Annotated in this window: 10 protein-coding genes; 3 read left to right on the forward strand and 7 right to left on the reverse strand. The window is 74.6% G+C overall.

Annotated features, from left to right (window positions below):
• Positions 1 to 10: 10 nt before the first annotated feature.
• Positions 11 to 1,195 carry an inorganic phosphate transporter gene (locus tag J2S46_RS25755; RefSeq protein ID WP_191289470.1) on the reverse strand — a complete coding sequence of 395 codons (1,185 nt, stop codon included), beginning with the start codon at positions 1,193 to 1,195 and terminating at the stop codon, positions 11 to 13.
• Between the two features lie 337 nt (positions 1,196 to 1,532).
• Between J2S46_RS25755 and J2S46_RS25760 the strand changes: the two genes are divergently transcribed.
• On the forward strand, positions 1,533 to 3,164 hold the full coding sequence (locus J2S46_RS25760; RefSeq protein ID WP_191289471.1) for a C40 family peptidase: 1,632 nt from the start codon (positions 1,533 to 1,535) through the stop codon (positions 3,162 to 3,164).
• A gap of 69 nt (positions 3,165 to 3,233) precedes the next feature.
• Here J2S46_RS25760 and J2S46_RS25765 read toward each other — a convergent pair whose 3' ends face one another.
• Positions 3,234 to 5,537, reverse strand: a complete 2,304-nt coding sequence (locus tag J2S46_RS25765; RefSeq protein ID WP_191289472.1) for an FdhF/YdeP family oxidoreductase — start codon at positions 5,535 to 5,537, stop codon at positions 3,234 to 3,236.
• Between the two features lie 148 nt (positions 5,538 to 5,685).
• Between J2S46_RS25765 and J2S46_RS25770 the strand changes: the two genes are divergently transcribed.
• On the forward strand, positions 5,686 to 6,681 hold the full coding sequence (locus J2S46_RS25770; protein ID WP_191289473.1) for a hypothetical protein: 996 nt from the start codon (positions 5,686 to 5,688) through the stop codon (positions 6,679 to 6,681).
• Here the strand turns inward: J2S46_RS25770 and J2S46_RS25775 are convergent.
• From J2S46_RS25775 to J2S46_RS25785, 3 genes are all read right to left on the reverse strand, one after another.
• Entirely contained in the window at positions 6,675 to 7,637 is a 963-nt protein-coding gene (locus tag J2S46_RS25775; RefSeq protein ID WP_307351310.1) for a S8 family serine peptidase, read from the reverse strand. The two genes, J2S46_RS25770 and J2S46_RS25775, sit on opposite strands and share 7 nt — an antisense overlap.
• Before the next feature lie 95 nt (positions 7,638 to 7,732).
• Entirely contained in the window at positions 7,733 to 7,984 is a 252-nt protein-coding gene (locus J2S46_RS25780; RefSeq protein ID WP_191289474.1) for a hypothetical protein, read from the reverse strand.
• A gap of 39 nt (positions 7,985 to 8,023) precedes the next feature.
• The gene (locus tag J2S46_RS25785; RefSeq protein ID WP_191289475.1) at positions 8,024 to 8,977 is read right to left on the reverse strand and encodes a cyanobactin maturation protease PatG family protein; all 954 of its coding nucleotides are present in this window, start codon (positions 8,975 to 8,977) and stop codon (positions 8,024 to 8,026) included.
• Positions 8,978 to 9,748: 771 nt separating this feature from the next.
• On the opposite strand from J2S46_RS25785, the gene J2S46_RS25790 reads away from it, so the two are divergent.
• Positions 9,749 to 10,030, forward strand: a complete 282-nt coding sequence (locus J2S46_RS25790; RefSeq protein ID WP_191289476.1) for a hypothetical protein — start codon at positions 9,749 to 9,751, stop codon at positions 10,028 to 10,030.
• 79 nt (positions 10,031 to 10,109) lie between these two features.
• Here J2S46_RS25790 and J2S46_RS25795 read toward each other — a convergent pair whose 3' ends face one another.
• The gene (locus J2S46_RS25795; RefSeq protein ID WP_191289477.1) at positions 10,110 to 12,077 is read right to left on the reverse strand and encodes an FAD/NAD(P)-binding protein; all 1,968 of its coding nucleotides are present in this window, start codon (positions 12,075 to 12,077) and stop codon (positions 10,110 to 10,112) included.
• Complete coding sequence (locus tag J2S46_RS25800; RefSeq protein ID WP_229912606.1) at positions 12,074 to 13,192, reverse strand: amino acid ABC transporter permease; 1,119 nt, start codon at positions 13,190 to 13,192, stop codon at positions 12,074 to 12,076. Before J2S46_RS25800 ends, J2S46_RS25795 begins: the two co-directional genes overlap by 4 nt.
• Between the last annotated feature and the right edge of the window lie 81 nt (positions 13,193 to 13,273).

Here is a 13,273-nt window from a genome sequence, read left to right on the forward strand (position 1 = left end):
GCGTTGCTCCTCAGGCCGCGATGGTGGCGTCGACGGGGGCCGTGACGGGGGCCGGAGCCGCCGGGGTGGCCACCGGGGTGACCTCGACCGCCGCGGTGTCGTGGACGTTGCCGGCATGCACCGGCTGGCGGCGGGAGACCACGTACATCGCGCCGGAGCCGGCCACCAGGGCCGCACCCACCAGGACGACGCCCCAGGTGCCCTGGTCGGCGACGAAGGCGGCCAGGCCGGCCACCGTGGCGGCGGCGGGCAGGGTCAGGCCCCAGGTGTAGACCATCCGGCGGGCCATGCTCCAGTTGAGCTCGCGCTTCGGGCCGCCGAGGCCGGCGCCCATGATGCCGCCGGAGCAGACCTGGGTGGTGGAGAGGCCGTAGCCCATGTGCGACGAGGTCAGGATGACCGCGGCGGCCGCCGTCTCGGAGGAGAAGCCCTGCGGCGGCTGGATGTCGGCCAGGCCCTTGCCCATCGAGCGGATGATCCGCCAGCCGCCCATGTAGGTGCCGAGCGCGATGGCCGCGCCGGCGCCGACGATCACCCAGGTGGGGGGCAGCGCGCCCTTGGGCAGGGCGCCGACCGAGACCAGCGTCAGCGTGATGATGCCCATGGTCTTCTGCGCGTCGTTGGTGCCGTGCGCCAGCGAGATCAGCGAGGAGGAGGCGATCTGGCCGGTCTTGAAGGCCTTGGTGGTGGTCTTCTCGTTGCCCCGGCGGGTGATCGCGTACGCCAGTTTGGTGGCGCCCCAGGCGGCCAGGCCGGCCACGATCGGGGAGGCCACGGCCGGGATGAGGATCTTGGTCACGACGGTGTTGAAGTTCACGCCGTTGAAGCCGACACCGACGATGGTGGCGCCGATCAGCCCGCCGTACAGGGCGTGCGAGGAGCTCGACGGGAGGCCTCTGAGCCAGGTCAGCAGGTTCCACAGGATCGCGCCGACCAGGGCGGCGAAGATGATCGACGGGTGGATGCCCGCCTTCTCGTTGACGATGCCACCCGAGATGGTGGTGGCCACCTTCACGGACAGGAAGGCGCCCGCGAAGTTGAGGACCGCCGCGATGGTGACCGCGACCTTGGGCCGCAGGGCACCGGTGGCGATGGAGGTGGCCATCGCGTTGGCGGTGTCGTGGAACCCGTTGGTGAAGTCGAAGGCGAGCGCCGTGATGATCACGACGGCTACCAGGAACGAGATGTGTTCCATACCCAAACAATCGTCGTAGTTGTCGCACTGACGTTGGTGTCACGGGCGACCGTAGGGATGGTGGATGAACGGAAGGTGAACAGGGTCGGGCGTCGTGGTTCCTGGGATGTCCGGGAGGTTGCGGAGATCCCGTGAAAGTGTGGAGGGAGTGTCAGCGACCCCCCATTTTGAGCGGATCGCGCCACTTCGTGGTGGTTTGCTGAGATCTGGGTCACAGTCTCTGAAGAATTCATCAATATGTACGGGCACCGTCTGTCTCGGCCGGGGCCGCCGTGACAGGATTCGGCAGAGATCCGGAGGCCGAACCGAAGAGCTGCCGGAGGGGGAGGGCGGGCCGATGGGCGGGGCTTTGTGGCGCACCGAGTCGAGTGCGATGCGGCCGTGGGTGCGGGCCGCGCTCAGGTGCGGAGCCGTCCTGGCGGTGGCCGCCCTGTCGCTGCCCTTCGCGACCCAGGCCGCGTTCGCCGCGCCGGAGCCCTCCGCGAGCCCCTCGGCCGGCGCCGTCACCGTCTCGCCGGGCGCCGATCCGCTGGCCGACGCCAAGGCCACCCTCGGGCCGCTGCTCGACCAGCTGCACCTGCTCTACGGCAACGCCGAGGCGGCCACCGAGCAGTACAACGGCACCGTGGCCCGGCTCACCGAGCAGCAGGCCACCGTGACCGACCTGCGCGGCCGGGTGGAGCGCCAGCAGAAGGCGGTGGACGCCGGCACCGACGTCGCCGCCCAGCTCGCCGCCGCCCAGTACCGCAACGGCAGCGCCTCGGCCTACGCCGAACTGCTGCTCGCCGAGGACCCGTACGAGGCGGTGACGATCGCCGAGCTGCTCGCCGAGGCCAGCCGCTCGCAGTCGGCCTTCCTGGACCACCTCAAGGCGGACCGAGCCACCCTGGCCGAGCTGCAGAAGCAGGCCGAGAAGGCGCTCCAGGACTCGCAGGCGCTGGCCGTCCAGCAGGACGCGGCCAAGGCCACCGTCGCCACCCAGCTCGCCGAGGTCGAGAAGCTGGTCACCTCGCTGACCGGCGCCCAGCGCACCGAACTGGCCGCACTGGAGAAGGCCCAGGCCGACCAGTCCCAGCTGGCCTTCCTCGCCTCCGGCGCGCTCGGCAAGGGCGAGCGGACGCCGTCGCAGGCCGGCCGCGCGGCCGTGGCGTACGCGCTGGCGCAGCTCGGCAAGCCCTATGTCTGGGGCGGCGCCGGGCCGGACGTCTTCGACTGCTCGGGGCTGACCTCGCAGGCCTGGCTGCACGCCGGCCGGCCGGTGCCGCGCACCAGCCAGGAGCAGTGGGCCCAGCTCCAGCACGTGCCGCTGAACCAGCTGCGGCCCGGCGACCTGGTCGTCTACTACGCCGGTGCCACCCACATCGCCCTGTACATCGGCGGCGGCCTGGTGGTGCAGGCGCCGCGCCCCGGCGCCGTCATCAAGGTGTCGCCGATCGGGTCGATGCCGATCCTCGGGGCCGTCCGCCCCGACCCGGAGACCGCGGCCGACGACCAGGGCGGCGTCTGGAAGGTGCCGGACCTCCCCGCCGGCTGGGACACCGTCACCCCGATCGCGCCGTCCCCGCCGGCCACGCTGCCGCCCGTGGTGCCCGCGCCGGGCGCCACCGTGCCGCCCACCACGCCCCCGGGGACGCCCGGGCCGACGACCTCGCCGACCGACCCCGCCACCGGCACCCCGAGCGGTACGCCGTCCGGCACCCCGACCGACCCGGGGACGCCCTCCGGGACGGGTACTCCGTCCGGCACGGGCACCCCGTCGGGGACGGGCACCCCGTCCGGCACCGGCAGCCCGTCCGGCACCGGCAGCCCGTCCGGCACCGGTACGCCGTCCACCGCCACGCCGGACCCGTCCGCGACCGCGCCGTCCGCCCCCGGCACCGCTGCCTCCTCGGCCACCTCCTCCGCCGCGCCGAACTCGGCCTCGGCGCGGCCGGAGAGCGCCTCGGCCTCCGCCTCCGGCGTGCGCTGAGCCCGCACCGCGACTCCCGGCCGCACCCCTCGGCCGCACCCCACGAGGGGTGCGGCCGGGCCCCGCGGGTCAGGCCCCGGGCAGGCCGCTGTCGGGCTCGAAGCGCACCACGACCGCCTTCGAGGTCGGGGTGTTGCTGATGTCGGCGGTCGAGTCCAGCGGCACCAGCACGTTGGTCTCCGGGTAGTAGGCGGCCGCGCCGCCCCGTGCCACCGGGTAGTGCACCACCATGAAGTGCGGGGCGCGGCGCTCCACGCCGTCCCGCCACTCGCTCACCAGGTCGACGTAGCCGCCCTCGGTCAGGCCCAGCCCGGCGGCGTCGGCCGGGTTCACCAGCACCACCCGGCGCCCGCCGGTGATGCCGCGGTAGCGGTCGTCCAGGCCGTAGATCGTGGTGTTGTACTGGTCGTGCGAGCGCAGCGTCTGCAGCAGCAGCCGGCCCGCCGGGACCTCGGGCGCGGTCAGCGGGTTGACGCTGAAGTTGGCCTTCCCGGTCGTGGTGGGGAAGGAGCGGCTGTCGCGCGGGCCGTGCGGCAGGGCGAAGCCGCCGGGACGGCGGACCTTCTCGTTGAAGTCCTCGAAGCCGGGCACGACCCGGGCGATCCGGTCCCGGACGCTGTCGTAGTCGTCCGCGAAGTCCTCCCACGGCGTGCTGTCCTGCGGGCCGAGCGTGGCACGGGCCAGCCGGCAGACGATCGCCACCTCGGAGAGCAGCCCCCGGGCCGGCGGCCGCAGCCCGCCGCGAGAGGAGTGCACCATGCCCATCGAGTCCTCGACGCTGACGAACTGCGCGCCCTTGGCGGTGACGTCCCGGTCGGTGCGGCCGAGGGTCGGCAGGATCAGGGCGCGGGCGCCGGTGACCACGTGCGAGCGGTTCAGCTTGGTGGAGACGTGGACGGTGAGCCGGCAGCGGCGCATCGCGGCCTCGGTGACGTCGGTGTCCGGCGTGGCCGCGACGAAGTTGCCGCCCATCGCGAAGAATACCCGCACCCGGCCGTCCCGCATCGCCCGGATGGTGTCCACCGCGTCGAAGCCGTGCTCGCGCGGCGGCTCGAAGGCGAACTCCTTGCCCAGCGCGTCCAGGAAGGCCTGGGACGGGCGCTCGAAGATGCCCATCGTCCGGTCGCCCTGCACGTTGCTGTGCCCGCGCACCGGGCAGACCCCGGCGCCGGGGCGGCCGATGTTGCCGCGCAGCAGCAGGAAGTTGACCACCTCGCGGATGGTCGGCACGGCGTGCTTGTGCTGGGTGAGGCCCATCGCCCAGCAGACGATGACCTTCCGGGAGGCCAGCACCATCGAGACGAGTTCCTCGATCTGGGCGTACGGCAGGCCGGTGGCGGCGAGCACCGCGTCGCGGTCGGTGGTGCGGGCGTCCGCCGCCCACTCCTCGAAGCCCAGGCAGTGCCGCTCGACGAACTCGTGGTCCACCACGTTGCCGTGCCTGTCCTCGGCGGCCAGCAGCAGCTGGTTCACGGCCCGGAACAGGGCCAGGTCGCCGCCGAGCCGGATCTGCAGGAACAGGTCGGTCAGCTTGGTGCCGTGGCCGGCCAGCCCCCGGGCGTTCTGCGGGTTCTTGAACCGCTCCAGGCCGGCCTCGGGCAGCGGGTTGACGCTGACGATCTTGGCGCCGGCCCGCTTGGCCCGCTCCAGGGCGGACAGCATCCGGGGGTGGTTGGTGCCCGGGTTCTGGCCCGCCACGATGATCAGGTCGGCCTGGTGGAGGTCCTTCAGGCTGACGCTGCCCTTGCCCACGCCCAGCGTCTCCACCAGCGCCGAGCCGGAGGACTCGTGGCACATGTTGGAGCAGTCCGGCAGGTTGTTGGTGCCGAGCCGGCGGGCGAACAGCTGGTAGGCGAAGGCGGCCTCGTTGCTGGTCCGGCCCGAGGTGTAGAAGGCGGCCCCGTCCGGGGTGTCCAGCGCCTTCAGCTCCTCGGCGACGATCGAGAACGCCCGCTCCCAGGAGACCGGCACGTAGTGCGAGGCGCCCTCGTCGAGCAGCATCGGTTCGGTGAGGCGGCCCTGCTGCCCGAGCCAGTACCCGGAGCGCTCCGCCAGCTCCGCGACCGGGTGCGCGGCGAAGAACCCGGCGGTGATCCGCCGCTCGGTGGCCTCCTCGGCGACCGCCTTCGCGCCGTTCTCGCAGAACTCGGCGGCGTGCGTCTTCCCCGGCTCGGGCCAGGCGCAGCCGGGGCAGTCGAAGCCGTCCGGCTGGTTGACCTTGCTGAGGGTGGCCAGGGTGCGGCGGGCGCCCATCTGCTCGGCGGCCATCCGCAGGCTGTGGCCCACGGCCGGCAGCCCCGCCGCGGCGTGCTGCGGGGCGGACACCTGCGGGGCGTCCTGGGCCGGGTCGCCCTGCGGGGCCTGCTTCGCCATGACTGGCACCTCCGGATCGTGCGGGCCGCCTCGTCGCCTGCCCCTGTCCTCTCATCCTTCCACTCACCCCGCCATGTTCGAACGGCTGCCCGGGAGGGGAAGGGGCGGCCGCCTGGATCGGGCGGGGCGCGGCGGGACAGAATGTGCGGTGCCGACCGACGCAGAGGAGCCGTGGACCATGCCGCTGAGCGGAACCGCACCGGAGCCCCCGGGCGGCTACGGACCGCCGCCGGCCGTTCCCCCGGCCCCGCCGTCGCCGCCGCTCCTGCCACCGCCCTCCGCCTCCGCCGTCGCCGCCGCCCCGCCGGCCGAGGAGGCCCGGGCGGAACTGCTGCGGCAGCGGGAGGCGGCCCGGCGGGTCGAGCCGGCGGTGGCCGTGGGGATGCTGGACGGGACGGCCCGGCAGATGGTCGCCCGGCTCGGCCGGTACGACCGTGACACCCTCACCACCTGGCGCGAGCTGGCCTGGTACCGGGACGCGGCCGGCGACCCGGCCGGCGCCCTGCAGCTGCTGCGGCAGGTCGTCCCGGACCTGGTGCAGGCCCTCGGGCACGCCGACCCCGACACCCTGCAGGCCCGCTTCGAGCTGGCCGTGCTCATCGGCACGGCGGGTGACCCGCAGGGCGCCGCGCAGCAGTTGCACGCCCTGATCCCGCAGCTGGCCGCCACGCTCGGTCCCTACGACGAGCGGGTGCTGAAGGCGCAGCACGACCTGGCTCTGCAGGTCGCCGACGCGGGGGACGTGGCCGGAGCGCTCAACCAGCTGCGGCTGCTGGTGCCGCTGGTGCAGCAGATGCTGGGAGAGGGGCATCCGCTGCTCGCCGAGGTCCGGCTGGACCTCGGCCGCTACGCGGAACTCTGGGGGCTGACCCCGGCCGGCCGGGGCACCGGACTGGGCTGGGTGGAGGCGGTGGCGATGGTCCACCGGCTGCTGGTCTGGGACTTCGAGACCGACAAGGAGGCCGACGCCAGCCTGCGCGAACTCGAACGGCGCACCGGGGCAAGGGACTTGATGGACCGGATCTTCCTCGCCCCGGAGCACTTCACGGCCGAGCAGGTGGCCGCCATGGCCTTCGGCGTCCCCGGGCCCCCGCCGCCGATGACGCCCCCGCCGATGCAGCCGCCGCCGATCTCCGCCTACTGAGAGCGGCCCAGGGGCGCCGGTGCCCGCCGGCCGGCGGAGCGGGGGCGGCGGGCGGTCAGCAGCGCCGACCGGGCGCCCCAGGCGTCCAGCAGCGGCGGGACCACCGTCCGCCGCGAGCCGCCCAAGGCCGCCCGGCCCGAGCCGACGACGGCCGCCCGCACCTCCGCCGCCGACGCGTCCGGGAACTCGGAGAGCAGCAGCGCGACCGTCCCCGTGACGAACGGAGTGGCAGCGCTCGTCCCGGTGAGCACGAGCGGACGGGCACCGGCGCCGAGGCTCATGACGCGCTCGCCCGGCGCCCCCACCCCGCGGGTCCCGATCGCCCCGCTCAGGTTCGACAGGCCCATCGGCCGGCCCCGGGCGTCGTAGGCCACGACCGGGATCGTCCACGGGTGCCGGGTGAGCACCGACGTCCCGACCGCCCCCTGGTTGCCCGCCGCGACGACGGTGATCACACCCCGGCCCGCCGCGTGGTCCAGGGCCTCCTCCAGCGCCCGGTGCCCCGAACCGGACGGCTGCGCCGGGGCCACGCTGAGGTTCAGCACCCGGGCGCCCGCGTCGACGCTCCGGACGATCGCCGCGGCCAGTTCCTCCGCCCGCGCGGCGGGCGCCGACCGGGTGCCGGCGCCGGCCGCGGCGAAGATCGGGCGGACCAGCAGGGTGCAGCCCGGGCAGATGCCGGGCGTGGCACAGGAGCGACGGGCGCCGAGCAGCCCGGCCACGAAGGTCCCGTGCAGGCAGGAGACATCACCCCGGCCGCAGCTCCTGGCGCCTGCCGCGCCCCCCGTACCGTCCGTGCCGCCCGCGTCGGCCAGGACGACCGGGCGCCGCCCGGCGAACTCCGGACGGTCGCGGGCGACGGCTCCGTCGATCACCGCCACGGAGATCCCGGGCCGGCCCGGGCCGCGCCGCATCAGCGGCGTGAGCCGGACCAGCTCGTACGGTGACGCGGGCACCGGGCCGCCCGGTGCGTACGGGCCCGCCGCGTGCGGGGCCGGCGGGTACCGGCCCGGCGCGGGTCGGACCTCCTCCGCGTACCGGCTCGGTCCGTTCACCGGAGGACGGGTGTCTCGCACTCGTTCACGCAGGTCGTCCGGCAGCGGTTGCACGCGGCGCTCCCGGGGTGCCTGGTGCAGGTGTTCCGGCAGATCTGCCGGCACTCCAGGTCGCAGACCGACAGCAGGGCCGGCCCGCGGCCCTGCGGGACGACCGGTCCGCCCCCGGGGCGTCCCCGGTGCTCGGCCGGGTAGTGCTCCCACGTCGGCCGGAGCGTCGATTCGGCGGTGAATCCTGGAATCCTCATGCCCGCTCACCTCTTCCTGGGGGCGTCCGCGGGTCGGCCTCAGCGGTCGTAGTAGGGCGACAGCGCGGTCACCGTGAAGGGGAACTCCTCGGTGACGTCGACCCGCGTGAAGTACTTCTCGGTGACGTCCGTCCGCCGTCCGGTGTAGGACAGCACGATGTCGACGATCCTGCGGGTCGCGCTCAGCCGGGAGTCCCGGAACTCGACCGAGGTCAGCGCCGACCCCTTGGCGTAGGCCTTGACCGTTCGCCGGTAGATCCGCGGGTTGCGGACCGCGACGTAGTTCAGGGCGCGGTGCTCGTCGGTGTCGCCGGCGTTGTCGCCCAGCTGCATGATCCGCCGGAGCAGGTCCCGGGAGGACCGGGCGAACTCGGCCGCGTCGGTCTTCGCCGGCCGCTTCAGCGCTCGCACCAGTTCCTCGCTGTCGAAGGAGTAGATCTGGTCGTAGGCCACCACCGGAAGGGTCAGGCCGCCGCAGAGCCCGGGCGGCGCGAGACCGCCCCGGATCCCGATCACCACGTCCAGGTCGCCGGCCCCGGGCTCGGTCCGGACGGCGTCGACCAGCAGACCGAGTTCGACCGGGTCACGTGGCTTGAGCAGGTACGTCTCGATGCCCTGGATGCTCAGCACCCAGCAGAGCTGCCGCGCCAGGTAGCGGTTCTCGGGCTGCGAGACGAGGTGGTGCACGGCCTCCCGGTCCGTCATCCCCTTCGTGGCGGCCCGGCCGGCGTTCTGGGCGATCTCCTTCTCCACCCCCAGGCTCGGGTAGCGGAAGTCGATCCGGCCCAGCGCGTACACGAAGGACGGGGGTGCCGGTTCGCGGCCGCCCCGTGTGGTGCGGGAGCCGCAGCCGCAGCCGCCGCCGCAGGCCGGTAGGAGGTCGTCCGTGGTTCCGGCCGGCTCCAGGCCGGCGGGCTCCGGCCCGCCCGGGCCGGCCTCGACGGGTTCGTCCGCCGGCCGCTCGTCCGTCAAGTCCCGGTATTCCTGATCCATCAGTGACTCCTATGCCCGGGCGGTCCGCCCGGTGCGTCGCACGCGAGGTGTCCCGTCCGGGGCCGCCCTCACTGCCCGCGGTCCGGCCGCCTGGCCAGGACCACCCGTCGGTTCAGTGCCGCGGCGCGGCGTTCGCAGCCCCCGCAGGGCCGCCGGACCCCCATCGTGTACGTCACGCGCCTGACGACGTCCCCGAGGCCGGTGTCCTCGTCCGGCACGAATCCGGGGATCCGCACCCGACGCGGCGGCCCCGCGTCGGCCTGGTCGGGCTCGGCCCGCTTCCGGCCCCGGCTCATCCTCTTCGCACCTCCGATGGCGCACCTCCGACGGCACGCGGCCGCGCCGGCGCCGGCACCGGCACCGGGGATCCGGACGCACGGACGCCACCCGGCGGCCCATCGCGCCGGACTGTCGGGGTCCGCACGCGCGCTGCCCGCGGCAGCGTGCGCCCGCGAGGGTGAGCCGGCCTCCGGTCCCTGGGCCGGGAGCCGCGGTCGTCCGCTGTTCCCAGCCTGCGCCGGATCAGCCCCGGACGCACCTCGGGGCCACCCCGCCCGCTGCGGACCGGCCCCCCGCCGGGGACTTCTGACGTATCGTCACAGCCGGCGGCAGGGCGTGGCCGGACCTGCCCCGAACGGCCGGGCGAGCGTAGCCTGGCAGGGAGGGCCGGCCGTTCGGACGGCACCTCGCAACGAGGCCCGCGCGGCGGTGCGGGCCGCCGACCGGTGACCACGGGCTCCCGGAGCCGGGCCGCCAGGACGGAGCGTCACCATGACCCTGCCCGGCTTCCACGCCGAGGCCTCCCTCCCCCGGAGCGCCTTCCGATACCCGACCGCGCCGCGGCCGGCTGTCGCCGGCCACCCGATCCGCCCCATGTGGACCGAGGAGCAGCGGCAGCTGATCATCGAGTGCGACCGGCGCTACACCTCCTGCGAGCAGGAGTGCGACGACCAGAACTTCCCCACCTACGAGGAGCGGCAGGCCTGCAACGTGACCTGCAACGAGGCCGATGACGTGTGCCTCGCCCCGCTGTACGGCGGCTCCGACGGCTAGGGCCTGATCCGGGCCCCGTCCGGGCCGGGTCCAGGCCCGGGCCGGTCGCCGCCCGGGGCGCGGGTGGGCGGGTCGGTCCTCAGGGTGCCGCCGCGACCGCCAGGTCGCCCGCCCCCTGCCGGGCCGCGGGGCCCGGCGGCGGGTCGGGGACGACCCCGGGCCCGGCCAGGTCGCGCAGGATGGCGCGGGCGGCCGCGTCGTTCTGCCGGAAGCCTGGGGAGTCGGTGCGCGGCCGGGCGAACGCGGCCGCCGCCCGCAGGCTGGTGTGCGGGCCGAGCGCGGTGCGCCGCGGGTGCGGTGCGCCGCCCAGCGAAGGGTCCAGGATGCGGCTGTCGGCGGGGGAGATGGTGACCAGGCCCGAACGGTGGGTGTGCTCCTCGTCGTCGACCACCTCCTCGGCGATCCGGCCGTCCCGGTGCAGCTGCCGCAGTACCGGGTCCCGGGTGCGGGACAGGTCGTGCTTGGGGAGGTAGCCCTCCACCAGGGCGGTGGCGGTCACGGTGTGCCCGGGCACGGTCGGGCTGCTCGCGCGGAAGGTGCCGGTGGCCTCGTCCGCCTCGACCCGGATGCCGGCCCCCAGGAAGCGCACCACCCCGGCCTCGGAGAGGGCCAGCAGCTGCCGCAGCCGGAACCCCGGCGGGCCGGAGGCGAGGTAGCTGAAGAAGCCGAACCACCACTCGTCCAGCTCCTCGCCCACCGAGCGGGCGGTGAGCCGTCCGGAGGCCATCACCCGGGGCAGCTGGCCGAAGAGCGAGAGCAGGGCCAGGAAGGCGCCGAGGTCGGCGCTGTGCGCCGGGTCGGCCCGGCGGTCGGCGTCGGCGGTGATGTAGGCGCGCAGGTGCCGCTGGAGATCCTCGGGGGAGTCGAGTTCGAGCCCTGCCAGCGGGTGGTCCAGGCGTTCGAAGTCCAGCCGGTCGGCGGGGTCGGGGACGGCGGCGGCGGTCAGCCGGGCCAGGGTGGGCGAGTACCAGTCGAGCCGGTCGTAGGCGGCGAGGAAGTCCGGCCAGCTCACCGTGGTGCGCTCGGGGTGGGCGTGGAACAGCTCGTGGTAGTGCCCGAAGCCGATCTCCTTGGCCATCAACGGCCAGAAGTCACGGCGCAGTTCGAGCGGGCCCGGCTTGGCCAGCACCTCGTCCACGGCGGCCCGGTCGAAGAACCGCGGGAGCGGGGCGGGCGGGCCCTGCAGCCGGTAGTCGGTCTTCGAGTGGTACGGCACGCCGCGCCGCGAGCCGACGTGGATCACCGGCTCCCGGCCGGACGGGTGGTAGACCAGGCCGGCGCCGGTCTCCTCGAAATGCCCGCCCCGGCCCTCGGTGAGCATCGCCGTCAGGTCGACGAAGGCGAGGCCGAAGCCGCGCAGGATCAGGTGCTCGCCGGGGGCGATCGGCGACAGGTCGGCGTCGGCGGAGTAGGCCGGCGCGAGGTGGAACCGGCCGTGCCGGGCGGCGAACCGGGCCATCGGCGCATGGCGCGGGTCGGGAGCGGAGTCCAGGTGGCCGATGGTGAGGGCGACGTGGTCGGCGCTCAGGGTGCGGCCGGTGAGCCGGACCAGCTGCGGCCCGTCGGCGGGGCCGGTCAGCTCCTGGGCGGTGTCGCGGTGCAGGCTCACCGTGACGTGCGGCGGCAGGTCGGCCACCGCGCGGCGCAGCACCCACTCCAGGTAGGCGCTCTGGGCCCGGCGGGTGGGGAAGTCGGTCGGTGCCAGGGCGCGCAGCTCCGCCCGGACGTCCGGGTCCTCGGGCTCCCGGTAGGGCGCGAACTCCTCGCTGCGGGCCGCCCATTCGGCCAGGGACGGCCCCGGCCGGACCGGCCCCTCGATGGTCGAGCGCTCGTCGGTGAACATCGTGACGTCCTCGGCCATCGAGTTCATCCGCAGCAGCGGTGACTGCTCGTGCCGCCAGATCCGGCCGGCGCCCGGCGGGTAGGGGTCCACCAGGTGGATGTGCAACGGCCGGTCGGCGGGCAGGAGTTCGGCGGCGTTGGCGGCGATCCGCTCCAGCAGGCCGGTGCCCCTCGGTCCGGCGCCGACGATCACCAGGGTGCTCACCTGGCCTCCTCGGCGTCGACGCGCCGCTGCAGCCGGCGCAGGCCGGCCCGGGCCCGTTGCAGCGGGGTCGGCGGCAGGCCCTCGCGGGTGGCGCCGCGGGCGTAGTGCCGCTCGACGTAGAACTGCCCCGCGGACAGCACGGTGGTGACCACCAGGTACCAGATGGTGGCGACGACCAGCATCGGGATCACCTGGTACGTCTGGTTGTAGACCAGCTGGACGGAGTAGAGCAGGTCGGAGACGGCCAGCACGCTCACGATGCTGGTGCCCTTCAGGGCGCTGATCAGCATGTTGCCCGCGGTCGGCACGATCGAGCGCATGGCCTGCGGGATGACGATCCGGCGCAGCACCCGGCCCCGGCCGAGCCCGAGCGCCTGCGCGGCCTCCAGCTGTCCCCGGTCGACGGACAGGATGCCCCCGCGCACCACCTCGGCGGCGTAGGCGGCCTCCAGCAGGGTCAGGCCGATCACGGCGGTGAGGGTCGGGCCGAGCAGGTTGACGGTCCGGAAGGTGATGAACTCCGGGCCGAACGGGATGCCGAGGCCCAGGGTCGGGTAGAGCGCGCCGATGTTGAAGAAGAACAGCAGCTGGACCAGGGGCGGGGTGGAGCGGAAGAGCCAGATGTAGCCCCAGCTGAGGGTGCGGAGCACCGGGTTGCCGGAGAGCCGCATGGTCGCCAGCACGGTGCCGAGCACGAACCCGAGGGTGAGGGTGGCGGCGGTCAGCCAGAGGGTGAGGACGAGCCCGTCCAGGACCGAGGTGGAGGTGAAGTACGCGGCCACCACGTCCCACTGGAACGCCTTGTTGCGGACGACCGAGTTCACCGCCATGGCGAGCAGCAGCAGCGCGGCCGCGGCGGACACCCACTGCCAGGGGCGCCGGCGGGCGACCACCGGTGCGTCGATGGCCAGGTCGGCGGGGTCGGTGGCGTCGGCGGGTGGGACGGGTGAGGAGGGTGTGGCGGGCGGACCGGTGAGCGTCTCCGCCTCGGCGGTCGGGGTCCTGCTGGGCGGGGTGCTGCTGAGCGGGGTCTTGCCGAGCGGGGTGCTGCTGAGCGGGGTCTTGCCGAGCGGGGGCGGTCCGGACGGTGGCAGGACGTCCTGCGGCGTGGCCATGAGGCGGGCTCCAGGCGGGGAGGTGCGGGCAGGCGGGCGTCGTCACGTCTTGCCGTCGCGCGTACCGCGTCCCTCAACGCG

Source organism: Kitasatospora herbaricolor (genome assembly GCF_030813695.1).
Taxonomy (GTDB): Bacteria; Actinomycetota; Actinomycetes; order Streptomycetales; family Streptomycetaceae; genus Kitasatospora; species Kitasatospora herbaricolor.